Annotated in this window: 27 protein-coding genes; 26 read left to right on the plus strand and 1 reads right to left on the minus strand. The window is 44.7% G+C overall.

The window, feature by feature from the left end:
• Positions 1–6 precede the first annotated feature (6 nt).
• The 26 genes from spaK to J5069_RS21960 all read left to right on the plus strand — a co-directional run bounded on the left by spaK (position 7) and on the right by J5069_RS21960 (position 24204).
• Positions 7–408 (plus strand): SPI-1 type III secretion system chaperone SpaK, encoded by a 402-nt coding sequence (gene spaK, locus J5069_RS21835; protein WP_264645812.1) that lies wholly within the window; start codon positions 7–9, stop codon positions 406–408.
• A complete protein-coding gene (sctN, locus tag J5069_RS21840) occupies positions 408–1700 on the plus strand; it encodes a type III secretion system ATPase SctN (RefSeq protein ID WP_264645813.1) in 1293 nt (430 codons plus the stop codon). The genes spaK and sctN overlap by 1 nt, the downstream gene beginning before the upstream one ends.
• Positions 1690–2136, plus strand: coding sequence for a hypothetical protein (locus tag J5069_RS21845; protein ID WP_264645814.1), 447 nt, complete (start codon positions 1690–1692; stop codon positions 2134–2136). The genes sctN and J5069_RS21845 overlap by 11 nt, the downstream gene beginning before the upstream one ends.
• Positions 2124–3095 (plus strand): hypothetical protein, encoded by a 972-nt coding sequence (locus J5069_RS21850; RefSeq protein ID WP_264645815.1) that lies wholly within the window; start codon positions 2124–2126, stop codon positions 3093–3095. The genes J5069_RS21845 and J5069_RS21850 overlap by 13 nt, the downstream gene beginning before the upstream one ends.
• Positions 3092–4039: a FliM/FliN family flagellar motor switch protein gene (locus tag J5069_RS21855; RefSeq protein ID WP_264645816.1), complete on the plus strand. Its 948-nt coding sequence runs from the start codon at positions 3092–3094 to the stop codon at positions 4037–4039. Before J5069_RS21850 ends, J5069_RS21855 begins: the two co-directional genes overlap by 4 nt.
• Positions 4023–4688 (plus strand): EscR/YscR/HrcR family type III secretion system export apparatus protein, encoded by a 666-nt coding sequence (locus J5069_RS21860; protein ID WP_264645817.1) that lies wholly within the window; start codon positions 4023–4025, stop codon positions 4686–4688. Before J5069_RS21855 ends, J5069_RS21860 begins: the two co-directional genes overlap by 17 nt.
• 15 nt (positions 4689–4703) lie before the next feature.
• The gene (locus J5069_RS21865; RefSeq protein WP_264645818.1) at positions 4704–4958 is read left to right on the plus strand and encodes an EscS/YscS/HrcS family type III secretion system export apparatus protein; all 255 of its coding nucleotides are present in this window, start codon (positions 4704–4706) and stop codon (positions 4956–4958) included.
• A gap of 8 nt (positions 4959–4966) precedes the next feature.
• Positions 4967–5725 carry a type III secretion system export apparatus subunit SctT gene (sctT, locus tag J5069_RS21870; RefSeq protein ID WP_264645819.1) on the plus strand — a complete coding sequence of 253 codons (759 nt, stop codon included), beginning with the start codon at positions 4967–4969 and terminating at the stop codon, positions 5723–5725.
• Positions 5726–5772: 47 nt separating this feature from the next.
• Entirely contained in the window at positions 5773–6828 is a 1056-nt protein-coding gene (locus J5069_RS21875) for an EscU/YscU/HrcU family type III secretion system export apparatus switch protein (protein WP_264645820.1), read from the plus strand.
• A 100-nt stretch (positions 6829–6928) separates the two neighbouring features.
• Positions 6929–7447, plus strand: a complete 519-nt coding sequence (locus tag J5069_RS21880; protein WP_264645821.1) for a SycD/LcrH family type III secretion system chaperone — start codon at positions 6929–6931, stop codon at positions 7445–7447.
• Between the two features lie 19 nt (positions 7448–7466).
• Positions 7467–9431 (plus strand): type III secretion system translocon subunit SctE, encoded by a 1965-nt coding sequence (gene sctE, locus J5069_RS21885; protein WP_264645822.1) that lies wholly within the window; start codon positions 7467–7469, stop codon positions 9429–9431.
• A gap of 11 nt (positions 9432–9442) precedes the next feature.
• Positions 9443–10561: a hypothetical protein gene (locus tag J5069_RS21890; RefSeq protein ID WP_264645823.1), complete on the plus strand. Its 1119-nt coding sequence runs from the start codon at positions 9443–9445 to the stop codon at positions 10559–10561.
• 64 nt (positions 10562–10625) lie between these two features.
• Positions 10626–11693: an IpaD/SipD/SspD family type III secretion system needle tip protein gene (locus J5069_RS21895; RefSeq protein WP_264645824.1), complete on the plus strand. Its 1068-nt coding sequence runs from the start codon at positions 10626–10628 to the stop codon at positions 11691–11693.
• 13 nt (positions 11694–11706) lie between these two features.
• Positions 11707–14397, plus strand: coding sequence for a hypothetical protein (locus J5069_RS21900; RefSeq protein WP_264645825.1), 2691 nt, complete (start codon positions 11707–11709; stop codon positions 14395–14397).
• Between the two features lie 101 nt (positions 14398–14498).
• On the plus strand, positions 14499–14738 hold the full coding sequence (locus tag J5069_RS21905) for a phosphopantetheine-binding protein (protein ID WP_264645826.1): 240 nt from the start codon (positions 14499–14501) through the stop codon (positions 14736–14738).
• A gap of 306 nt (positions 14739–15044) precedes the next feature.
• Positions 15045–16247 (plus strand): PrgH/EprH family type III secretion apparatus protein, encoded by a 1203-nt coding sequence (locus tag J5069_RS21910; RefSeq protein ID WP_264645827.1) that lies wholly within the window; start codon positions 15045–15047, stop codon positions 16245–16247.
• A gap of 13 nt (positions 16248–16260) precedes the next feature.
• The gene (locus J5069_RS21915) at positions 16261–16527 is read left to right on the plus strand and encodes a type III secretion system needle complex protein (RefSeq protein WP_264645828.1); all 267 of its coding nucleotides are present in this window, start codon (positions 16261–16263) and stop codon (positions 16525–16527) included.
• A 21-nt stretch (positions 16528–16548) separates the two neighbouring features.
• Complete coding sequence (sctI, locus tag J5069_RS21920) at positions 16549–16851, plus strand: type III secretion system inner rod subunit SctI (RefSeq protein WP_264645829.1); 303 nt, start codon at positions 16549–16551, stop codon at positions 16849–16851.
• 2 nt (positions 16852–16853) lie between these two features.
• Positions 16854–17663, plus strand: coding sequence for an EscJ/YscJ/HrcJ family type III secretion inner membrane ring protein (locus J5069_RS21925; RefSeq protein ID WP_264645830.1), 810 nt, complete (start codon positions 16854–16856; stop codon positions 17661–17663).
• Positions 17664–17680: 17 nt separating this feature from the next.
• Positions 17681–18250: a hypothetical protein gene (locus J5069_RS21930; RefSeq protein ID WP_264645831.1), complete on the plus strand. Its 570-nt coding sequence runs from the start codon at positions 17681–17683 to the stop codon at positions 18248–18250.
• Positions 18234–18965 carry a hypothetical protein gene (locus J5069_RS21935; protein WP_264645832.1) on the plus strand — a complete coding sequence of 244 codons (732 nt, stop codon included), beginning with the start codon at positions 18234–18236 and terminating at the stop codon, positions 18963–18965. Before J5069_RS21930 ends, J5069_RS21935 begins: the two co-directional genes overlap by 17 nt.
• A complete protein-coding gene (locus J5069_RS21940; RefSeq protein ID WP_264645833.1) occupies positions 18952–19152 on the plus strand; it encodes a hypothetical protein in 201 nt (66 codons plus the stop codon). The genes J5069_RS21935 and J5069_RS21940 overlap by 14 nt, the downstream gene beginning before the upstream one ends.
• Positions 19133–19720, plus strand: coding sequence for a hypothetical protein (locus J5069_RS21945; protein ID WP_264645834.1), 588 nt, complete (start codon positions 19133–19135; stop codon positions 19718–19720). The genes J5069_RS21940 and J5069_RS21945 overlap by 20 nt, the downstream gene beginning before the upstream one ends.
• Positions 19721–20068: 348 nt before the next feature.
• Positions 20069–21655, plus strand: a complete 1587-nt coding sequence (locus tag J5069_RS21950; RefSeq protein WP_264645835.1) for a winged helix-turn-helix domain-containing protein — start codon at positions 20069–20071, stop codon at positions 21653–21655.
• Positions 21656–21990: 335 nt separating this feature from the next.
• Positions 21991–22251 carry a hypothetical protein gene (locus tag J5069_RS21955; RefSeq protein ID WP_264645836.1) on the plus strand — a complete coding sequence of 87 codons (261 nt, stop codon included), beginning with the start codon at positions 21991–21993 and terminating at the stop codon, positions 22249–22251.
• A gap of 279 nt (positions 22252–22530) precedes the next feature.
• Positions 22531–24204, plus strand: a complete 1674-nt coding sequence (locus J5069_RS21960; protein WP_319801695.1) for a methyl-accepting chemotaxis protein — start codon at positions 22531–22533, stop codon at positions 24202–24204.
• A 68-nt stretch (positions 24205–24272) separates the two neighbouring features.
• On the opposite strand, the gene J5069_RS21965 is transcribed toward J5069_RS21960, so the two are convergent.
• A complete protein-coding gene (locus tag J5069_RS21965; protein WP_264645837.1) occupies positions 24273–25526 on the minus strand; it encodes an EAL and HDOD domain-containing protein in 1254 nt (417 codons plus the stop codon).
• Between the last annotated feature and the right edge of the window lie 25 nt (positions 25527–25551).

Below are 25551 nucleotides of genomic sequence, written 5' to 3' on the forward strand. Positions count from 1 at the left end.
ACTGAAATGTATATTGATATTGTAACGTTGGTTCGCGATGCGCTACTGCACAGTGGAGTGGATGAATCCATTCTGAGTGATTTTGATGGTCATTCAACCATTGCGCTCGATTTTGAAAATTATCCCAGTTTGTTAATCAGTAATGTTGATGGGCAAATATGGATCTGGTCTCAGCTCAGCGAGAACACCCCCGGATTATTGCAGCAAAAATCAGCGCAAATTCAGGAAAAAATTATGGAAGGGTGCCATTTTGCGATGACTGGGCAATTACAGATTTCCATTAACAATGACACCATTGAATTAAAAGGATTGGTACATCCTGACTATCTGGCTGACGGCGTGCGCTTTGCTGATGCAATGGACGAATTCTTCCAACTGCAAGACGCCTTTTTGGGGGTGATTCGCTAATGGCGAACCGGCAGCTCTTACGTCAACAAGCACATCCTTTGCGCCTGTCTGGCTCCATCATTGAAGCGCGGTTGCCCGGCGTGACTGTCGGGGAAGTCTGCGAGGTTCGCCAAGGCTGGAGCCAGCCAGAGATTTTGGCTCGTGCTCAGGTTTTGGGGTTTCATGGTGATACCACACTGCTGAGCTTGATAGGCAATGCGCAAGGTTTGTCGCGAGAGGCGGTAATTTGTCCTACTGGGACAGGGCTGTCGGTAGGACTTAGTCACGACCTGCTGGGTTGTGTGTTGAACCCCTTCGGTGAGGTTGTGGAGCGATTAGCGGGAGAGGAGCGAGGCTTTGCCTGGCAGCGTCGCACCATTGATGCGCCGCCCCCATTGTACCAGGACCGAGTAGGCATTCAGCAGCCGTTTTTAACCGGAATCCGGGCCATTGATGGGCTGATCACCTGTGGTGTGGGCCAGCGCATGGGCATTTTTGCATCGGCTGGGTGCGGGAAAACGACTTTGATGCACATGCTTATCGAGCAATCACAAGCCGATGTTTTTGTGATAGCGCTGGTGGGTGAACGTGGGCGTGAAGTGACGGAATTCATTGAAGCATTGCGCCAGTCCGATCGTCAGAGCCAGTGTGTTTTGGTGTACGCGACTTCAGATTATTCATCGTTGAATCGTTGCAATGCCGCGCAGGTTGCAACCACGGTTGCTGAATATTTTCGCGACGCAGGCATGAATGTTGTGCTGTTCCTGGATTCGATTACGCGTTATGCCAGGGCACTACGCGATGTGGCGCTGGCAACGGGCGAATCACCGGCGCGGCGCGGTTATCCGGCTTCGGTATTTGATGCCTTGCCCAAGCTATTGGAACGCCCGGGAGTCACCCAAACGGGAAGTATCACGGCCTATTACACCATTCTTTTGGAAAGTGATGATGAGCCCGATCCCATTGCGGAAGAGATTCGCTCAATCCTCGATGGGCATATCTACCTGAGTCGCAAATTGGCGGCCAAAAATCACTATCCGGCGATTGATGTGCTGAATAGCGTTAGTCGCGTCGCGAATCGGGTTTGTGACAGTGAACATCTTCACTATGCGGGCGAACTGCGTCGCGTTTTAGCAAAAATTGATGAGCTGCAACTCTTTGTCGATCTGGGCGAATACCAACCGGGTGAGAATGAAGAGAACGATCGCGCGATGAATAAACGCGATCGCTTGTTTGCCTGGCTAAAACAACGTGTCGATGAACACGCTGATTTCAATACGATAACTGATGAGATGAAACGTCATGCTTCGTGAGATGAAAACGCTGGTTGGGCACGTTGCATTAAAAATTCAACGTAATGATGTTTTGCTCAATAGAAAAAAAAGTGAGCACAACACATTAATCACCCAGATAGATAGCTACGAAAAAGAGATCTCTGCCATTGAGATGCTCAGCCGAAGTTTGTATCCCGGAGGCGAAACCAATAAAGCAAAAATCTTCGCGATACAACGGCGACAGGGTGCACTCAAGAGAAAATTGGCGGACATCAAAGTTCAAAAATCTCAAAAAATTCTTGAACAGGAACAATGTGAACAGGAGCGTCTGGCGATATTCGAAAAAAGAAAACAGCTGGACAGAAAGATAAAGAAATATGAATCGCTACAACATCAGGTTCGCAAAAATAAGCGCATCAGAGATGCCAAAATTGAAGATAACGAGATAGAGGAAAGAATATCATGGCGACGTTAACTGGAGTAAAAGCCATTTTTTCTGGGAGCAATCCCGGTATGGAAGAAAATGCGACGCAAAGTTTAGAACACATTGTTTTAAATGCCATAAAGCAAAAAGCAAAACAGGGGAAGAAAGGTCACGAGGAAAGTGCCTTACCCCCTGTGGCGCTTTCTCACGCCTCGCTATGCGCAACACTGCCGGAACTGCATGCCAGCCTGGGCAAATGGAGCGAAACCGGACGAAGAAAAGTCAATCTGCCGATGCAGCCAGAAACGCGCACGGCGGTGAGCAAGGCAACCAATAGCAACGTTACTGAGGCGCAGCTCGCTAAGGGTATACCAACGAGTAAAACAGCAGTACACCATGATTTATCCGCTTTTTCTGCCGGTGTGGGAGAAAAAATGGCGCTAGTCGGTGGGTTGCAGGGGCAGTCTGGCGCCATGGCACTTCAGGAGCGTCGTGATATGCCACTTTCCCACGCGATAGTGAGTCAGGTTCAGGTAGCCGATGCGACTGTTTTGCCCTCTACCGGTGCGCCTTCAGACGCGCCTGGCCCCAGAGCTGAAAGAGAGCATGCACCCTCTGGTATTCCGCTAACCAGCGATGCGCAACACCGCGCCTTCACGGGGGATACTGCGGCACGTGGTGCTGATAACGCGTTCGCAGGGACGGGCCGGCAGACGCTCCCCTCTGAGGCAATGCTCAGAAACCTCGGTAACGCTGCGTTAAATGAGGCCGCGTCAGAGAGCCAATTATTGTACCGCTTTTCGGATTGGGGAGATGGCCATCAGGTCAATGTGCTGTTAGGCGGGCACGCCAAAGCACCGCATGTTTTGCACGTGTCTGATCCGTTGGTTCACCAGCGATTAGCGGATTATGAGGGCCAGGGGCAAGGCGATCCGGAATGGGTGTTTTCTGAGGAAGATGAGCAGCCAAAGAAAGAGCAAAACACCTTTGCCGATGAGGAAAATGCGTGATTGGTCAACATCTACGCGGCTATTCACAGCGCGAGCTAGCCGAGCGTCTCAGCGTGAAAGCTTGGCAAGACCAAGGCTTTGACGTGTGTCAGCGCCTGGTGCCCGGCAATCACCTGCTGCATTTTATCGCAGATAGCGGGTGGGAGGGCATTATCGATCTGGAGAGATGGTTTTGCCACCGAGTGCCTCAAAGCGCGGCACTGTCGAGTGCATCGTGGTCGCCAGCGCAGTTGGAGACCCTGTTCATTAATTGCGTAAAGCCTATTGATGGGTTGCCGCAAGACCTCGCCTACCAACGTCTGGAAAGCAAAGGTCGGGTGGAGACATCATTTGTTCCACCGCAGGCTTACGCCTGCATGACATCGCAAGGGCGCGTATGGCTGCATCGCTTTCCTTCCCATCCACCGGTGGATAAGGGTATCCGCCATTTAAATGCGGACGCCTTGCCTTTATCCATCCAGTTTCAAATTGGCTACAGCCATATTTCAACGGCTCTGCTGAAACGGGTTCAGCGTGGTGATGTGATATTGGTGAATCATGAAGAATGCACAGTTGCCTCATCAAACCATGTTTTGGGGCGCTTTATCAAAATTGAGGAGGGATTTATGTTTGATGAAACGGACGGTACTGCAATGTCAGAAAGTGAAGGCGAATTGTCGTTGTCAGAGCAGATAAACGAGGTCGCGGTTACTCCGGTACGATCGCGTGACGAGATTAAAGTAAAGCTCAATGTGGTATTGCAACAAAGCACCCTCACCGTTGCGGAATTAGAATCCTTTTATCACGGTCAGGTTATTCCCTGTCACCCTGATGCAGAACAGAATATAGCCATTATTGCTAATGGTGTGCCTGTTGCCAAAGGTGAGCTGGTGTGGATTGAGGATCGCTTGGGTATTGAAATAAAAGATATTTATCAAGAGGCTGGTGATGTCTCACGGCAATGATATTTCCCTGATTGCGATACTGGCATTTTCAACGCTTCTTCCTTTTTTGATCGCATGCGGAACGTGTTATATAAAGTTTTCCATCGTTTTTGTTATGGTGCGCAATGCGTTGGGACTTCAGCAAGTCCCTTCAAATATGACATTGAATGGCGTAGCGTTGATTTTATCCTTTTTTGTCATGTTACCCGTGGTGAAAAATGGCTATGAACAATTTCAGCAAGCCAATGTCGATACCAGAGACAGTCAATCGGTTATACACTTTGTTGAAAACGGCCTGGATAGTTATCGGGATTATCTTGAAAAATATTCGGATGCTGAATTGGCTCAGTTTTTTGAGCGAGCTCACCTTCAACGCGGAGATAACCCCGATAGTGAAGCACATGAAGAAGAACGTACTTCTATCCTCGCATTATTGCCCGCTTATGCTTTAAGTGAAATAAAGAGTGCGTTTAAGATCGGTTTTTACCTCTATCTGCCATTCGTTGTTATCGATTTATTGGTATCCAGTATTTTGCTGGCGCTCGGCATGATGATGATGAGTCCTGTGACAATTTCAGTACCCATTAAATTGGTACTCTTTGTTGTGTTAGATGGATGGACGCTATTGTCGAAAGGGTTGGTAACACAATACCTGGAATTGGCGTCATAGACGTGGAGAGTCATCATGGATGAAATAGCGTTCGCAGGCAATAAAGCGCTTTACCTGATTTTGACAATGTCTGTATTACCCATTGCCGTAGCCACAATAGTAGGGCTTCTGGTGGGTCTATTTCAGACGGTAACTCAGCTTCAGGAACAGACATTGCCTTTTGGCGTCAAGTTATTGAGCGTTGCATTGTGTCTGTTTCTTATTTCCGGGTGGTATGGCGATATTATGCTGAATTATGCTCGCGAAGTAATAAGAATTGCACTTGCGTGATAAGCACTATGTTTACTGGACTGTTTTTCGATCTTCACACCTGGCTTTATGAAATGGCTATGGTATCTGCTCGCCTGATGCCTGCGTTTATATTGCTGCCGTTTTTCAACAATAATACGTTGACTGGCGCTATCAGGTTACCCGTTGCCCTGCTCACTGGCAGTGTGTTGTGGCCGCACACGGGAGAAGCAATAGCCGGGTACGATAACATCTGGTTTTTGATTTTAATCGGTAAGGAGTTAGTTGTTGGCCTGATTATCGCTGGTTTTCTGTGTTTACCGTGTTGGGTTATGCACGCGACGGGCAGTTTTATCGACAATCAGCGTGGTGCAACCCTGAGTAGCAGTATTGATCCACTTTCAGGCGTGGATACTTCCGAACTGGCTAACTTCTTCAACCTCTTTGCTGCCGTTATCGTGTTGCAAAGCGGCGGGCTGCTGTTAATGCTGGAGGTTTTCGAGAAAAGTTATCAATTATGGCAACCTTATCAATTGGATATGCCGGCATACCGTACCGTTATCGGCTTCCTTACTTTGGTGGTGAAGAATGGCGTTATTCTTGCGAGCCCTCTAATTATTATCTTTTTGTTGTCTGAGCTTTTCTTGGGGTTGCTGGCACGATTTGCTCCGCAGTTGAATGCCTTTGCGCTGGCACTGACGGTAAAGAGCCTTATTGGATTCTTGCTGTTACTGCTCTATTTCACCCCCATATTGCCCGACCGCATTATTGATTTACGCCTTTATCCTGTTGATCTACTTGGCTGGTGATGTAGTGGTTATCAAGTAAGCGTGAACCTGACGTACAAAGGGAATTTATGTCTGGAAGTAAAACGGAAAAACCGACTGAAAAAAAGAAAAAAGACGCGGCGAAAAAAGGTCAGTCGTTTAAGAGTAAAGATTTGGTCATTGCTTGTCTGATATTGCTGGGCGTGCAATACCTGATTAATTTTTCTGGTGTCTTCGAGTTGATGTCCATGTGGCGACTCGTCATCGAAAATGGCTTCACTCATGATGCACTGGGCTATGCTGAAGCGATGTTTTGGACGGGGCTAAAGTTATTTTTACCTTTCTTATTGCTTTGTATTGCTGCCTCAGTGTTTCCAACGCTATTGCAGACCGGTTTCTTACTTGCCAGTAAAGCGCTAAAACTGAATTTTAATGCGCTGAACCCAGCTAACGGTTTCAAAAAGTTATTTAGTTTGCGTACGATAAAAGATGTCATAAAAACCTTACTTTTCCTGACGAGTTTTATCATAGCCGCTATGATATTTTGGAACAAACACAAACATATGGTTTTTTCTCAGCTCAATGCTGAACCTGTACAAATATTCCTGGTATGGGGAAAACTCTTTGGCGCATTAATCTATCTGTGTTTATCCTGTGCGCTTTTGGTGTTTGTATTGGATGCGCTTGCTGAGTACTTTCTTCATATAAAAGAGCTCAAGATGGACAAGCAAGAGGTTAAACGAGAGTTCAAAGAGCAGGACGGCGATCCGGAAATAAAATCTAAGCGTAAAGAACTGCATGCTGAATTATTGTCTGAACAAGTAAAAACTGACATTGAAAAATCAGCAGTGATTATTGCTAACCCAACGCATATTGCCGTGGGGATCTATCTCAATATGGAGGTGGTAGGTATTCCATTTATCTCTGTACTTGAGAGAAATCAGAGGGCGCTTGCCGTCAGAGCTTACGCCGAGAAGGTGGGAGTTCCTGTTGTTGAAGATATTAAGTTGGCACGACGAATATTTAAAACACACCAACGATACTCTTTTGTCAGTCTTGAGGAGCTGGACAATGTCATTGGTATCCTTGTGTGGTTGCAACAAGTTGAAAATGCTTGGAAAAATGAAGATGCATCACCACCGTAAACACACGGTGAATGAGCGTTCTTTATGTGAATATCAAATAAACGCATGGTTTAATAACGGTCATCAGCAGTAAGCGATGACCCTACTGAGGAGAGTAAAAATGGAACAAAATACCGGTGTTATCACGGAGCAGGAAGCAGCGCTATTAATGACGGCAACATTGGAACATGGGGCGACATTAAAAGAAATTCATGGCATTACTGATGACATGATGGAAAATGTTTATGCGTATGCTTATCAGGCGTATAAAAATGGCCAGTTAGATGAAGCGGAGAATTTGTTCCATTTCCTTTGCCTCTACGATCTTAAAAACCCAGACTACTTTATTGGGCTGGGGGCCGTTAACCAGGTAAAGAAAAATTACAGCAAAGCGTGTGATTTTTATTCACTGGCCTATGTCATGGCTGACAGTGATTTCAATCCTGTCTTTTATTCTGGGCAGTGTCAACTGCTCATGGGGAATGTCGTTAAAGCATTACAGTGCTTTGATATTATTTGCTCACGCTGTGAAGATTCATCTTTAGTTGCCAAAGCTAAAACGTATATGAGTACTATTCGGCAAAACATGGGAGAGGGTGAAGCGTTAAATAATGCTAAGCCCTCTGAGGAAACAGTTTAATTTCATAGGCCTTAAATAAATGGATGTCTCCAAAACAGGTAAAGCGATAAATCTTGCGAATTTGCCATCCACCACTGGAAAAGTAAGCGAAGCAATTTCAACGAAGACACATATTTCTCAGGTAAAGGGAAAGGCTCTTGATCAATTGGCCCAACAGCGTGCCAGAGAAATTATTGCTGACGATGTTTCGGCACAAACTGCATCGTTAACGTCGGAGAGTGTCGAGTTACCCACGATCCGCCAATCGACACCGTTAACCAGCAAAGCACAAATGTTGTTTTTAATGGCGCAATATCAGGAGATCGCCAGCGGGATGGACGCCACCCAGCGTGCCAATGCCCTGGCAGTGTTTTTGACTCAGTCTGAAGCGCGTATGGATAAAGCTCGTGAGCTGTCAGCACATCTGGATGCGTTACATGAGACCTACGATGGTCTTGAGGCGGAGTTTTCCCAGGCGCAACAGGGGGTTGACGGTGCAAGTGATGACGTGGCTCAAGCGCAACGCAAGCTTGATGAGGCGCAGAGCTCACTGGCTGAGTTGCTAGAACAATTAGGGGTGACAGACCCTGATGATCCATCACTGGCAGACAATCCTGACGTAACGCAGGCGAAAAAGGAGGTGGCTGATGCGCAAAAAGCGCTAGGCCTTGCTCAAACAACGTTATCCGATGCGCGCCTGATTGCCGAGCAAAAGCGTGCCGCGATGCAGAGCGTCTTGAATGACATTAATGCCAGCACGGCAGAAATGAATAACAAGTACGGCGATGTAGATATGACGTCTAAAGGTGGCGTCGTATCCAGCAATGCCGTGACGCAATCAGAGAAGGCGCTGACTAAAACGGCTGTCATGATCATGCTGATCACCGAGTTTATTATGCAAATGGAAGAGGCCTCAGCAGAAAAACTGAAAAATGACCTTGAACTGAACCGTATTCAAACCAAAGCACGTCAGGCAGAAATGCAGCGTAAATCTGATGAATACGAAGAGCAGGTCCGAAAAGCGGAAGAAGCGCAAAAAATGGCCAGCTGTATTGGAAAAGTTTTAGGTGGCCTGGCGATCGCATTGGGGGCAATTACAACTGTATTTGGTGGTGGTGGCATTGCGTTGATGGCTGTAGGTATCGGCTTGATGGTCGCTGACCCGATTGTTGCTGCTATAACCGGTAAATCATTAACAGAAATGGTGATGAATCCCCTCATGGAGCATGTTTTTATGCCTCTTATGAATATCCTGGGTGATATTGTCACACAAATTTTTGATAAAACACCACTCGGCTTGCTGCTAAATGCTATCGATAAAGCAACGGGTGCCAACATGATGGATACCATCCATATGGTGGTCACTGCCGCAGTAACTATTGCTGCCATTGTTGCTATTTCTTTGGTGGCTAAAACCGCGGCCAAATTTATGATTGAAAAAATGTCGCAAGCAATGACCTCTGCCATTATGCAGTCAATCAAGCAGGCGATAACGCAGGTCATTAATAAAATCATGCCGCAACTTGTTAATAACTCTATGCGACAGGGGAGTGCGGCATTGAGTCGAAGTATGCAATCTGTAACAAACCAGGTTGGAAGAGTGACACGGGAAATCAATAAAAAACTGGATCACATTTCAGATAAAGTAAATGCCAATGTTATGAAGGTATTGAAATTAAGCGATCCGGAAGATGCGAAACGCTTAGGTAACATTGCATTGAAACGATTGGAAATGTTGCAAAACGGCGTTCATACGGCGATGCCTGTGGTTCAAAGTGGAATGAGCATTAATATTTCAAATATCCGGCTTCAGGCCACCAAGGCCATTGCTGATTTTAATTTGGCCGCAATGGATGTCACCATTTTGCGCGATCTCATCAGTAAAATTCTTGCTAATCATGAAGAAGATAGCAAAGCATCTCAATCGATAAATATGACTTTATCTGACATGTTAAGCAGTAAAGCCAACACTGGGAAGAGTGTTGTAAGAAATATCAGAGCCTAATAGGAGGCGTTATGGCAGTATCTATTTCAAACCCCAATAATACCAGTTTCCAGCCGCGGTCGAGTGCTCTTCCTGATGAGATGCATCGCAAAGGTATGGATAATACCAGTTTCATCGAGAAAGCGAGTTCCAGGCCTTTAGGTGCCACTGACATCAATCAAAATAGAGCGATGTTAGTGCAGCAAGCCTCCAGTCACCTTGTCGGCATTGATATTCGAATTCCTGACATCACCAAGCCGGTTTCTGATACGGATGCTAATTTGTTAAACAAACAAATTGCTTTGTATTCTCAAAATGGCGCTTTGATGCCTGCACAGAATGAAAAAATCGCTGTAATACCGGAGAAAGAAATAGCGAGTGGGCCAGAAAAAATCATGGCTGCGACAAAGTTTCTCGGTGGTTACATTAGTACGCGTTTTGAACCCATCATCGACTTGGCAAAAACGGCAGTATTGTTCAAGCATGCTGAACGTGACATGAAAACCAGTATGTTGGAGAAAAGCCAGAAAAGTCTCGAGCGCTCCGTTGAGCACAGCATGCAGGCTGCTCAAGAGCAGCTTAAAAAAGATCTTACCAGTAGCTTTGTGACCGGTGGTATGGCGTTGACTGGCGGAATCAAGTCTTACAAAGGACAAAGCCAGGCGATTAAAGGGTATGAGATCCAGGGCGCCAAAATTACTCAGCACAAGAACCTGGGTAATAAACTGGATGCTCAAGCAACGCTTTCACGCGGGAAGGATATGAACGATCCGATGTGGGCGCAAGATATGACCCGCTTGAAGCAATCTGCCACTCGTGAACACGTGTTGGCGCAGAAGCAGGAGTTTCAACTCCAATCCACCCTAAGCGCCTCACAGCAACAAGTTGCTATTGGGCAAGGGCTACAGGGCGGAGCAATGGCGATGGGAACCATCGCCTCTTCCCAGATGATATTGAGCCAGGCTGAGCAGAATGGCCTACAGCAATTGCGGCAATTTGATAAAGATGTCTTTATGCAGCAGAGCCAAAGAAACGATGAGAGTGCTCAGGATGCTGAAAAGCTGAAATCTGCATTGTTGGCCACGCTTGAAAATATCGCGAGAGGCATCAGCGACACTGCCAGTGTTGTTGCCAATAATACCAAAATGTAATTGCTAAACATTAATAACGCTATAAAACCGCCTGTTGATACAGGCGGTTTATTCTGAGGTAAATATGGAAATATTATCTACAACACGGCCATCATTTCGGGTTGAAAATTATTCACGCGAACAATCTGCCAATAATAGTTTGGTGCAGGAACCCATTGCTGATGCTATGAGTATATCACCCCGCAGTGATGGTGCGCATCGCATTCTTCTCGGCCCTTTTTCCTTTATCATGGCTGATGGAGGAAAGCTCGAAGGTTTTTTAAAAACGTTAAATACTAGTGGCCTTCTTGATGAAATGAAAACTATCCAGGCTCGGAGAGAGCTTCTCGTTCATGATGTGCAAAAAAGAATGCATGTTCTTGATGATATGTTTTCGCAGAATCCTGAATTGAAGAGTAAGGCCCTATCGCCTGCTGCAAAAGAACTGGTCTACTCGGAGTTGGACAAAAAAAGAAATGCCTATGCAGCCCTGATTTCTAGCTTCTCGAATACTGGTTTGTTCAGCACCTTATCAAGCAAAGAGATTAATGATTTACTCTCTACTGCTATTGGGGAAATGTCTGAAAGTTATTTAGATGTTTTTCAACAAGCTGTTGAGAAAAATGCTCAGTTTTATAAAGATTTTTCTGATTTTATGTCCACGTTGCCACAATTCATTTCCGCGGATGGGGATAAAACTATCCTGGATGGAAAAAAATTCAGAGAAAGTCTTGAAGAATTGATGGGCAAATATCCTGTTCCAGGTATGTCAACGACATTGTTTCCTGTTCAAACGGGGTCTACGGTTCAAGGGGCTAGCTATAAGGAGTGTGAAGACTGGGCAAGAGAGTTTGGGCTCAGCGCTGATGACTGTATTTCTCAGTTACTCGATGGTACTTATATCGTTCATATTGATATTAGTCCATTGGAGAACATTTATAACTCAGTGGAAGATAAAAGTATGTCGTTCAACGCTGCACAATGGTCTGCATGGCAGACAGGCGTTGATATGCAAAAAGATCACATCCAAAATAGCATGCAAACATTAACGCAGAAGTTTGCGAACGCGCATTCAACCTTTGATAATTTGGTTAAAGTATTGAGTAGCACAATTTCAAGTCTTTTGGAGTGCGATAAACAATTCTTTGTTTAACGGGGGCGATATCATGAGTTTTTCAAATAACACGATGATCGGGGCTGGTATATCGAAACCAATTCGCCCAAATACATTTCCAGGCAGCGTTGGCAGTAAGGGCGGGAATAACCCTGTAGCATCATTAAAAACGATAACGCAAGCAAAGGTGCAATTTTTACCTCCACCAGGAAAAGCCTCTGTAGCATCGGGCTCACCAAGGCTGTCAACGCGAACCCAAAACGCTGAGCTTGGTGCAAAAGTCAGAAATGTGAGATCGGGTTCAAATAAAAATGAGGCTAAGAGCGAAAACATTGGTGCGTCACCGTCTAACACGCATGACGCTGTGGCGTTTAATAATGTTTTTGATTCATTGGACAGTAGCCTCACTTTTATTAATCAAAGTGAAAACGATGCAATGGCTTTTTTGCGTAAAGATGGCAGCATTGAAGGTCTTGATAAGTTTTTCACCGTTTTATCTAAAGCCGATAACGACGTTGTCGCAGTGGCTAAAGTTAAGCAAATCGTTGTCATGCTTAAAATGCTAAGCGACTCATCGACGCGTTCTGTTGCCCCTGACACCGCAGAAATTAAAAAAGATATTCAATTCTATGTTGATAACGTTAATAAACATGGGCTAACAGCAAATTCACCCTTTGCGGGTTCATTACTCAAAGGGACCCGTGTGCTTAAGGATGTTGATGCGCGTGTTAATAAAAATGCTGCTCAAGTTATCGCCAAAGGTTTAAATCACAATGCTGTTATTGATCGTTTGGTTGAGAGTAAGATCAATATGATGCAAGATAAAAACCAGAGAGCGACGCTTCTCAGCAAATGGAAAGATATCTCGTTTCGTCAATCGAAGCAGGTTTTTGATCGAATGGAAAGTGCTATCAATGATAGTAGCCACTTTCATCGCCTGGATGCACTGCTCAATCATCAACCCATAAAATTAGATCTGTTCAAGGACTTTCTACAACGCGAGAATGCAGATCAGATTAATGACACTAGAAACACTGGACCCTCAAAACCAGATAATGGGATGAGCAAAGAAACACCCGGCCCAACGTATATTTATAATGACTACAGCACTACGACTAATGATAACAGTGTCCATTTTACTGATAATAGTCGTTTTTCGATGAAGGAAGCTGTTAACCCACCTAACGGACAAGAGGAGAAATCTCCCGCCTCTGCCACTGCATCAGCCACTCAGCATCAGAATGTTACGAATGCGCCGGAGAAGCAATCTGACCGTGATATTGATACCAGGGGACACAGTGATGAACCGCACGGGCCTGAGGCAAAGGCTGGCACGTCAGATACTACGGCTAACATCAACAAGCCTTCCAATGAAACGCAGACTCCTCCAGTAACCGTGGGAGGGAATGCTGGGGTTGATGATATCGATGGACCGGCGTTACCAAGAGAGGCCTCTTTAACGCCAGACATCAATGTCGAACTGAATATGCGCACTTCTGTCCAACGGGCACAGCCTCCGGTAGTGGGTAACCATGGTTCTCCGGTGGCCGCACACCAGACTACTTATATGGGGCCCTTTAGCACGGGACGAACGGGAGCTGCGCAATTTCAGCAATACAAGCAGTCTGCATCGATAACCGCTGATAGCGGGCGGTTTAATAAGACGAATGCGTCTCCCGTTACGCCTTCTAACGATGCCGGCACGGGGGTAAAAAGCGATGGCGATCGTTCACCTGATGAGAATATCAGTAACCGTAATCCTCACGTTAAGGCAGGAGAAAATCCTGCTAGCGATAGAGGAGTGAATCAAGCGCTCAATGCCGCTTCATTCACTCGTCAACGGGCGCAGTTTGCTACGACGTTAACCAAAGCCAAAAGCAATGCAGCGATTGTGCAATCCTCTGAGCCTCAATCACAAGCGGGTGATAAACCTTCGTTTGATGGCTATATCGGGCCAAACAGGACCGGACGAACAGGGGCCGCAGAGTTTAAGCGTTATTGGCAATCAGCAAAAACAACGATGGTTGAAACCAATACACCGGTTGGACGCCGAGAGCCGCTTCCAGGAACAAACGTAACAGAAGCAGAAAAACCTGTCGCGCTTGACGGGAGTAAAGCCAACGAGAAAGCGCAAGACTTGTCTGAGACACCGTCTCAAAAAGCCACTACTGCTACTTTATCAACACAGGCAACGCGTCAACAACCGTCGTTGACGGGGGCGGCGGGTATCAACCAGCAAAAGTCTGATATCTATATCGGACCGCGCAGAACGGGTAGGACCGGCGCTGCTGATTTCAAGAAATATGCATCGGATTCAAACGCAGCCACCGTCAGCCGTGCTCCAACTGTGCAACGTAATACCGGGCGTGATGCTGAACCTTTGAGCAAAGAGGTCTTGAGCAACACCAGTGAAAGACGCGTTGTGAATAACACGGATGCAACCACTCCGGCTGCCAGTGGTGCTGAGCGCGTCGTGAGTGTCACTCAGCAAAAAGTACCTGTTGCACCTGAAACCACTAAGGTTGAAACAGAAGAGGATGTGTTGCTGGCAGATACCGTGCCCAACGCGAGCACGTCTAAAGAGCCCTCTTCGGCGAAGCGCCATGATGTCGGATCGTCTGGAGATAATAATAGGGCTACTGCTGCGGGCAACGCCCCCTACAAAGGTCCTTTTTGGACAGGAAGGCAAGGTGCTACGGCAAAGCAATCTTACCTCAACACTGACAGGGTTACTAAAAAGTAAGCCTTTAAATACTTTTATGATGAGCGGTTGTTGTTTAGCCTTGTAAAAGGGGCCTGACGTAATCTTGATGGCCTCGCTCTGTAGATTTAAAAGGAATTGTAATGAATAAAGACGTTGAGGACCGCATCAATAATGTGGTTTCCTCTATTATAAACTGTTCCTCTGTGGATGTACTGCCGGAGAAACACCTATACTATGATCTATTGGCTGATTCACTTATGATGATGGATCTGATGTTAGTGCTCGAACAGGAGTTTACTATTAATATCAAAGATGATGTGCTAGACGATGTTAACTATGTTAAAGATCTCTACCGTCTGATTCATGAACGGTGCCATTAATGTAAATATGGGTCGAGTTTTAACTCGGCCCATTGCCAAGATTATTGCTCATTCATTTCTTTTCCCTTCTTTTATTTTCTCACTCACGTTCCTTTCTAATGAGAGTTGATTATACTGACGGTGTGTTTTCTTTTCTATGTGAAGATATACATTTCCATTCTATTTCTTGACAGTCATTAGTTTACTGATTGCCAAATCTGATGTGAAATCAATTTTCCATTATTATTGAATCAAGATGTTCGTGGCCCACTGGCGTATCTTGTAAAAAGTGAATGTAATGGTATCGATCCCCTTGAGAATTTAGCAATGTTATTGGATGAAGATAGAAATATCGATAAAGAAAAAAGGATAGTCGTTAGGCTTCTTAACGGCGTTTTACGTGGGTGTGAGTTTGCTTTGCTTGAAGGGAACACACTTTTTCTTTCTACTGATGAAAATACGATTAGCAAGCAATATAATGGCACACAGATGCCTGACAATACTATTTATATTCCTGCTGAACAAACGGATGTAAGTTTCGAGATCATCGTTAAATCGGGTGACTCATGCGACGTTTATATGCGTGAGCTGTCAAACGACAGCTCACCAATGACAGCATTGTTAGAAAATGAAGTTATCACCGTTGGAACACAAAAGTTTGTCTGGCGGAATCAACATTCTGAATTCTCGGACGCCATCTTATCCGGGGAGCACCAGGACACAGCTACGGTTCCATCATCAACGATGCCAGCGACGGTAAAGAATGCTAAAAGTGTGTGGTATAAAACATTGGCAGCGGTTGCTTTATTCAGCGCTGTGTTTGTCGCGGGTTATAGTTATCTGACAGGAACACAGCGCCAGCTTGATAATGTTTCAACATTATTGAATTTTGCTTCTGATGATTATCAGATAGTGTATGCGCGTGATAATTGGATTTATGTTTTTTCGGGCAGTGAAAAAGCGACTGACTGGGCTATTCAAACCATGATCAGAAATCCGCTGCGTCAACAGGTTAATGTTATCAATATTGCCAGTGAAGAAGAGCGAATTTCCCGTTGGGTGGAAACTTACTGGCCTGCATTGAAATTTCATCAGATACGCCTGAGTGACCCTCAACATCCGATTCTTAGAATTAGCGCAGAAAGGAATGAATTGAGTGAAAAATCACGCGGTGATTTCACTGCTGCTCTGAAAGAGAAATTTCCCTATATTGATTCAGTAAGGCTAGACGATCTGGAGGATAAAACAATCAGGAGCATTGCCAATCAAGGATTGAAAAAAATGGCGCTCTCATTTCGTGAAATAGACAATGGCGATACCATCACCTTTGTCATATTGGGCGTCATTGAGGATGGCATGCTCGAAAGTATCAAGAACTTTGTCAATCAATACTATCAACAGTGGGGAGGACGATATGTTCACTTTTCTGTTGAGCTAGAGACTGATTGGTTCAAAGATAAATCTTTTAAATTTGGCGAACAAAGCTATATCAAGCTTGGCGCTGGACATTGGTATTTCCCTAAAACTTAAGGAAGGTTTTTATATGAGTAACACAAACACAAGAAGTACAGATTTTACATGGAATGGTTATTTGTCGAATAAATCATCAACGTTTGATAAAGGTGTGACAGAACTTAACTCAGAATTGGAGCTGGCGCTAGGCGAACTGGCAAAGGATCCCTCCAATCCAGAGCTGTTGGCGATTTATCAATCGCGCTTATCAGAGTATACGCTGTACCGTAATGCGCAATCTAACGTTGTGAAGGTCTACAAAGATGTAGGTTCGGCGATTATCACCAACTTCCGTTAATGTTGTTACCAGGAATAGGCTATGAATCATAACACCAGTATGGTGACACAGCTGTCTGGCAATTGGCATGATATTACCATGCCAGAATCTGCCCATGTGTCATTGGAAGATCGTCTTCTTCGCGCTTATGCGCGGGAATCGGTAAATATGTCTGCGGAACAGCGTGACGTGCTCTCATTGTTGGAGAACACCAATGCTTCAACAGACCCTGAAATGTTGGCAGAACTTCAACAGCGAACTTCTGACTATAACTTACATGTATCACTCATTAGTACATTGACCCGTAAAGGGGTCAGTACTGTTGAAACATTATTACGTTCATAATCATGCATAAATACCTGTTATTTCCCATACTGGCAGTCTTTCTTGTAGGTTGTAAGCAAGATGTTTTGCTGAAAGGGTTAGATCAACAACAGGCTAATGAAGTTATTGCGCTTTTACAGCGCAATAACATCAAGGTTGACAAAAATGAGATCAAAAAAGAGGGATACAGTCTCTCTGTCAGTTCTCAAGATTTTTCGGCTTCTGTTGATTTAATGAATACCTATGGGCTGCCACGTCCACCGGCGATCGATATTGCGCAGATGTTTCCTGCCGATGCGCTGGTTTCTTCTCCGCGTGCTGAAAAGGCGCGTCTCTATTCCGGCATTGAGCAACGACTGGCACATTCATTGTTGTCAATTTCAGGGGTGGCTTCTGCTCGCGTACATGTCAGCTATGATATGAGCTCCAGCGATGGCGATAGGAAAAAGTCGCCCGTTCATCTTTCAACGTTGCTCAATCATGATAACAGCATTACTGATACCACCTTATTGATCAGTGATGTAAAACGCTTTCTCAAGAATAGCTTTGAAGATGTTAATTACGATAATATTTCCGTCGTATTATCCAGGATTAATGATGTTCAGCGGCATGCACCGGTATCCATTCAGGCGACCAAGTCTAACACACCGACATGGTTAATAAGTCTTGGTGTGGTAACCGTTGCCTTGTTAGCTGCTGTACTGTTATTTATTAGTCAAAGCCATCATGCATTTTTAGGTAAGCTGAAGAAGCATATCCCGATTCAGAGTAATAATAAACGCACATCGGATGATCCCACTCCGAGTGTAGATGCTCCTGAAGATAGAAAATAACGGAGTGTTTGAATCTCATGGAAAACGTGACGCATAAAGCGCAACGGGAACACGTTAATGTTCTGAATGTTATATATAATCCGGTATCCTGGATTCATCCAAAACGTTTTTCGCTGCCCCCAGGTTTTTCGACGCCAGGGTGTCAGCGAATTATAAATGATATTTTAATCGAAAATTTTTCCCTTTCGGTTGAACCGCTCGATCTAGATAATGAAAGAGAGCAATATTTAGCTACGCATTGGCATTTGCTGCCCAAAGCGGCTTTTATGGTCGCTTGTCAACGCCATAAGAGCACTCTTTTTCAGTGTGGAATCTGGTGGAAGCTTGAAAAATCTGTCAGGCAGTTTTCGCTGTTGAATTTTCTTGATAATAAGCAGGTGGATGCGTCTGCTTATTCTCTTGAGCAATATGCGTTGTGCGCTAAAAGAGAAATTGATTTATTCTCCTCTTCTGTCTCGACGGTAATAAGAGAACGACTGCCATTATTGTTTCCACCGGACGACGATAGCGGAAATGCGCCACCACTATTAACCGGTGATAATGAATTAGTCATGAGGATGGCCATTCAACATGTTCAAAGAAGTTGATACGTCATATGCTGATATGCTGCAAGAAAATGTGCTGTTAGCAAACAAGAACCGTGTAACGCATAATCTGAAAATCAGCGTAGTTGCTCAGGCCCGAGGGCATGCCAAAAAGATTATCAGCGAGGCGAATCGTGATGCTGAGGCAATACGTCAGCAGGCCTATCGCAATGGTTATGAACACGGAGTCATGACCTCAATTGAAACAGTAACCCGTTTTATTGAGGACAAACAAGGCATTGTGAACGAAATCTACGGGCAGGTTCGCCAACAAGCAAAGCGCTTGCTGAGTGACACGGTCAATAAGGAGAGCGTGATTTGTGCCTTGTTTGAAAGCTGGGCCGATGAGATTGATGGTCGAGATGACAAAACGCCTTTTTATATTCTTCTTCCTGACGACAGACGCCGCTATAAACGTAGATTAATGGCCTATATTGATAGTATGCATCGAGGGGGCGTCATTTTTGAGTATCATCAAGATTTACGATATGTATTTAAGTATCGTGAGCAACTGGTCGAATTTTTACCAGAAACGTTTGTTGATAATCAAATAGATACTTTTTTTGACACACAATCAATGTATGAAAGTTGTGAGCAGCTTTCCCTGCAAACATTGGAAAAGCTTTATGCGCAACTTGAAATGTATTCACCACCGCGTGAGGTGTTGATATCGGAAAATGATGATAATCAAGGAAAAATAAGCAATGACAACGATTAATTCTCTATCAAACTCCACCGTTTATCTTTATGAAACTGATGGGGAAATTAAACAAATCACCGATATAATCAATGAGTTAGATGAGGAGAAAAAAAATGATTGGGGTATGCGGTTTATGTACAACGACTGGATGCAAAAAGTCTTGTTATCAGATGGGCTCGATCCTGATGAAAATCATGACTGGTAAACCTGTTTTTTTCGCCGCCAGCACGTTGTTTCTATCGTTGTTGTTGGTGGGATGTCAGTCTGCAACTCGTTCACTTCCAGATAGCGCTGCTGGCAATAGCGGAAACAGTGCTAGTGCTGGCCTAGAGTTTGCAGGACAAACATGCCGTACCGATCCGCTTTATGCTGCTTCCGGGGGACCCGATGCGCTTTATGCTGAAATGAACGCATGCGTTCGTGCTCAGAAGTTCGATCGAGCGGTATTCCTTTATGCCCTGGCGGGGAGCTACACGTGGTTTGATGCAAGCCGTATTGGTACACAATATGCCAAGATGGCACATGGAAAACGCTTAGGTGAAGCCTTGGCACAGTTGTCCGAAAAGCAGGTCAGCCAATTTTGGGAGCGTATTCGCGCGACAATGCAAGATCCCGGCAAAAAAACCATGATATGTGACAAGGTAAAGCTGGCTGGTATGCCTACACATAGCATAGATTACATGCGTGTTGAGAAATCTTCGGGTGTGGCTGCCAAACCGAGAGAGCAACACCAGTGGGAAATGTCTGTCAATAATTACTTATTATGTAAGTGATATTGCCAACTAACGATACTAAATTTTAATTTAAACTAATTTTTCAGTATTTTATATTGATGAAGGGGTTGTTTTTTTTACTCGGAATTTTTAGTGTTTTAGCCTGGACTTACCAATGAATTCGGTGATTAAAATTATCGATTCTCGTATATTATCTGTGACGTTGGTTCTGCCACTTTTGTTCTGCTGATATGCCTGAAAAACGTTTTAAGCAGCGTTTCATCTGTTTGCTCTAAAAAACCGAAGTAAAGTCATTACCGCTTGTTGGGAATAGCACTGTTAGATGAGTGTATGCGTTATTCCTTTATTGCGCAAAGTTATGCCTCTATTTCGTAAGGAATAGTAAAAATGGAATTTCATCAATTTATATTTGAAGGTTTTTCTTTTCATAATGGTCAATTACTGACAAAAGATAAAGGCGCTATCTATCTAGCGCCTAAAGAGAGTGCTGTATTACTCTTTATGTTACAAAACGCACACGCCGTTATTTCAAAAGATGCAATAATTGAACATGTGTGGAAAGGGGGATTGGTCTCAGATGAGTCATTGACGCGTTGTATTTATGTTCTGCGCCGCACACTGGGTCATTCAGGAAAACAAAGGTTTATCGATAATATCTACGGCAAGGGCTATCGTTTTGTCCCTGACGTTCAAGTCGTCAATCTCCCTGCTAAAACGACTTTGCCTGCCTTGACTGCGGGCCACAGCGACATGGCCGCATTTGATGCTTCAGTTGAAAAGAGAGCATGCAATATTGCATTGTTTATCTTTGAAATGCAGCATCGATACCAGGCCATTTCACTCCACGATCAATTGATTGATTGGTTGCATTGCCTGGATTTGCCCATTAATGTTGTTTCGTCTTGTCTGACGCGTAGCGTTCAAGATTACAGCAGCTACCTGTCGGCAATCGAAAAATCACAGGCAGACTATTATATCTCCGGAATGGAAATCAGGCATGGTGAAAAATCTATCATCCGGCTTGAACTGACGCGGGCAAAGGATCATTCGGTGTTATATCGTGAAGGCGTCCATTTCACGAGCGATCATCACATCAATTACCGGCTGTTATGCCGGGCTATTCTTACGCTTTTGTCTGTGATTGATCCATCGATGGGAATGGATCCGGCGACGGTCAACGTACATCCTTTGAGCTCAAAAGTGGCGCAGCATGATGCATTGCAATTCTCACTATCAGCGCTCGAGAAGTTTATGCCCCAAGCGGTAAACTTAAGACGACATGGCGATACCAGTATCAGTGAACTGTGTCGCATCGCCGGTTCTTACTATGCAGTAGCCAACCTGGGCTTGATGGACTACGAAAGCGTCCGGCATGAAATGATGATCATTGTCGGCAAGATATTAGCGAGTGAGCCGAACAACGTTATTGCCCTCTCTTTACAAGGGTTGTTACTTTGCGCTGAAAATAATAAGGAAGCGGCAAGCAAGTTTCATTTGGCTATGTTATTAGCCCCCACTGTTGCAGAGGTTTATTATTACTATGCTTGCCATCTTGTGAGACAAGGTGATTTAGAAAAAGCAATGCAGATGAATAATATGTGCATGGATCTCAATGATGCGTTTTACTCTCCTAAAATATTGCATGTTATCATCAATTATCTCCTGGGTGATATCCAGGAGGCGGTAAGATATGGAGAGGATACGCTCAGTACTGATTCACCTGGGAATACCATCATGCGGGGATTACTGGCGTTACTCTATGCGCGTCTCGGAGAGTTATGTAAAGCTCTGGCTCTGGTAAAGGATATTGAAAAATATAAATCATCTTGTGATTTCATCGGGTATTGTTATAATGAGGTTGCTGGAGTTGTGCACCCAGGTACAACAAAGCATCCAGCAATAATAGCTGAAAAAATGAGATTCTCGAGAGTCCATGTCGGAAATTCCTTTTCCTTAGCATCCTGGATGATGTAACCGATACGTTGATGATTAATGACGGATTTTTATTATTGATTTTGGTATGTGAATTGAAATCAAATGCCATTTGAGAATATGGGTATCCTCATTCGGTAATGTATCCTTTGTTTGTTATTGTATTTCTGGGTTTGTTTTAGCCTTTTTGAGTAGGTCGGGGATGTTGAGAGGGTATGACCTGAATTTGTTAACTTACCGTCGGGTTTTTTAGAAAGGGAATCTCATATTTCAACGCAAACTAAATGTGTATCACAATAAAATGATTAAGATGCACGGTTTAATGATATTTATGCTATATAGCAATATGAAATTATAAAAATATTGGTGGATATTATATGGATATACATTACATCTGCTCTGCGTTTAAAACAGCCTACCAGATAGAAGATCTTGATTTTCTCGAGTTTGAAAGTAGTTTGGTGTTGTTTTCAAAAGAAAAAAGAATGATCTTTGAATTTCACTGCCAACCTGATAAGGCTGATGTGAAAAAGTGCATAGATGCATGGCTCTATCAGCGAGTTTTTGTGCAAAGGATGCAGAAAAATTCGGAGCATGGGATGGAAGTAAAGGAAATAATTAGGAAGATGACACATTAATTTTTTTTAAGAGTCAGGATCTGGAAGTGTTTTTTTTTACTTAAAATTCATGTTGTTATTTCAATTTTTGACGTTTGTTAATGTGAGTGTTGATTTTTTATAACGTTTCCTCCCACCAAAAAGCGTTTAATATAAGATAATTGTCATGTTTATCATGGTGATGGGCGTCTCTTCATCATTTTTGATATCTGCCGCTGTGTTACGTAAATGTAATCAAGAAAAGCGGTTCATTGACGATATTGCCTCTAGGCATCTATTCCTAGACCAAAGAGGCAAACCATGTTCAAAAACGTTAAAGTCATCACAGGGATTTCGATTGCCTTTGCTGTCTTTATTTTATTGCAGATAATTACCAGCATACTGTTTTACTCCTCGGTAAATAACGATAAACAAAATTTTCAAAAATCTGAGATCCTAAGTTTTCAGCAAGAACAACTTACTGATAGTTTTCAATCGCTTGTAAAAACTCGCGTTGTCGTCACCCGCGTAGCCATCCGTTTTTTGAAAAACCAGAAAGACGAAAAATCGATAGCAGCAATCAATACTCTCCTGGCAACAGCCACCACTACGCTTGATACGGCCGAAAAGCAGTTTACTCGCTATCAGTCTTCCCCCCGACTAGAAGGGCAGAGCGATGCCATTGCTAAAAAAGTGGAGAATGATTATCGCCAACTGCATGATATTTTTAAAATGTCTATCCAATATCTGCAACGTGGCGACTATGACGCTTATGGCAATCTTGATGCTCAACTGGCACAGGACAATTTAGAACAGAGCTATAACACCTGGCGGGAGCAGAATAACATTTTGGTCAGCGCCGGGCAGCGTGAAAACCTCTCCAGCTTTGTGTCGATGCAATGGACGATTGGGAGCATTGCGTTTGCATTGATTTTGGTGGTGGTGAGCGCGTGGGGTGTGCTCCAGCGTATTCTCTTCCAGCCGTTAAGCCGCGTTATCCATCATATTCGCGCGATATCCGGAGGCGATCTTACACAGTCCATACAGGCAGAAAGTAAGAATGAAATTGGTCAGCTCGCATCAAGTTTAAAAGAGATGCAAAGTTCATTAATCACCACGGTGAGCGACGTTCGCACCAGCTCTGACAGTATCTATACCGGGGCCAGCGAAATTTCAGTGGGCAGTAATGACCTTTCATCCAGAACCGAGCAGCAGGCTTCCGCATTGGAAGAAACGGCTGCAAGCATGGAACAGCTGACGGCAACAGTAAAACAGAACACCGATAATGCGCGACAAGCGGCAGCGCTGGCAAAAAATGCATCAGAAACCGCACAGAAAGGTGGGCACGTCGTTAATACCGTTATTACCACCATGAAAGATATCTCTGACAGTTCTACACAGATTGCGCATATTACCAATGTGATTGATGGCATCGCGTTTCAAACCAATATTTTGGCGCTTAATGCGGCGGTTGAGGCGGCTCGAGCCGGTGAGCAGGGGCGCGGGTTTGCGGTGGTGGCCGGAGAGGTGCGCAATTTAGCCCAGAGAAGTGCTCAGGCAGCAAAAGAGATAAAAAGTTTGATCGAGAATTCGGTTAGCCGCGTCAACACGGGCTCTGAGCAAGTCCAGGATGCGGGGGAAACCATGAAAGAGATCGTGACTGCCGTAACGCGCGTCACCGATATCATGGGCGAGATCGCCACCGCCTCAGATGAACAGAGCAGAGGCATTGAGCAGGTCAGTCAGGCTGTCGCGGAAATGGATGGCGTAACACAGCAGAATGCGGCCTTGGTAGAGCAATCTGCGGCAGCGGCGGCGGCGTTGGAAGATCAGGCTAACTACCTGCGCCAGGCCGTGGCGACCTTTAAAATTACGGAGGCAACGCGCGCTCAGGGGGCGGCGCAATCCTCGAAAAGTGCAGTCTTGCCCGCATCGTTACCGGCATCCGCGAAGGTGCAGACCAAATCAGACAATGCCAATTGGGAAACGTTTTAATCCTGATGGAAAACGGATCTGCTTCCCATCGTAGTATCCAATAACAGACTGAATGAGAAGAAGGGGGATTATTCCCCCTTCTTCTCATTCATTTGGCCTATTTGCAGCATTTCATCAGCCCACAGCGTGGCATCTAGCACGATGTGTATCATCTGTTGCTCGGTGATTTTCAGCTCCGAGATAAGCGTATTTACCTCTTGCCAATGCTGTTTTTCATATTCTGTTGCCAGCATGAGGTAACGTGCATAGGTGCCGGTGTTTTCAAGCAGCGCCTGTTTTACCTCATTAGGCAGCGCTATTTCCGACAGTAAAAGTGGCATCGGGCAGTCAAGAATAGCTTCAAGCGGGGAGAACAGACCGCATAAAAAAGCATTGATGGGGTCATCTTGCTTATTCTGATGCAGCGAAATAAGTTCACAGCACTTCGCTCTTAACAAACTCAGCCGATACAGTTCAAAGGATTTATCTTTATCACTTTGGCTGGTTATCGTCACCAGTGAGATAAATCGGCGTAACTCTTTTTGTCCCAGCAGCATGGCGATATAGCGAAAATTAGCCTGGAGCGGCATCAGGCTTAAATTGCTGCGCAGCCTGATATTATTGACATACCGCATTGCTTTGTAAGCGAGTGACAGGTCTTTACTGAGCAGTTTTTCAATCTGCTCGTAATTTAATTCCTGTTTGTTTACCTCGCTAAGTAACTGTAATACATTGTAATTGTTGACTGATAGTCGGCGCGATTGAATGATTTCTGGTTTGCTGAAAAAGTATCCCTGAAACAGAGAAATACCTAATTGCTTTGCCTGAGAAAATTGCTCACGCGTCTCGACTTTTTCCGCGAGAAGGGTGATGTGCCGGTAGGGAAGTTTGTTGATGTAGGTGCCGATGTCTGCAAAGGAAGAAAGCGTCAGATCGAATTTCAGCACATCAATATAAGGAAGAAAACGATCCCATTCGGGAGCCATCAGAAAATCATCCAGGGCGAGCTTAAAGCCTCTCTTTTTCAAACGCTTTACCGAGGCCAGTAAAGTGTCATCAGGCGGTGCGTTTTCCAGAATTTCCAGTACCACCTTTTCTGGCGGTAATGCCTCAACCAGGCCATTGGTGAGCATCTGATGTGGAACGTTGATATAGCTGATGTGATCGTCCACCAGTCGACTTAATGAATTCGTTAAAAACTGTTCCGTTATGATTTGTGCGGTGGCGTATTCTGGGGTGACGTCGGGGAACGCATTGCGAATACCATCTCGGAAGAGCAGCTCATAAGCGACGGGCTGGAGGTTTTTATTCAAAATAGGCTGACGTGCAACAAATGAATACATAGTAACCCTCTAGATAGGCTTAGTG

The organism is Candidatus Symbiopectobacterium sp. NZEC127, assembly GCF_025962675.1.
Lineage (GTDB): Bacteria > Pseudomonadota > Gammaproteobacteria > Enterobacterales > Enterobacteriaceae > Symbiopectobacterium.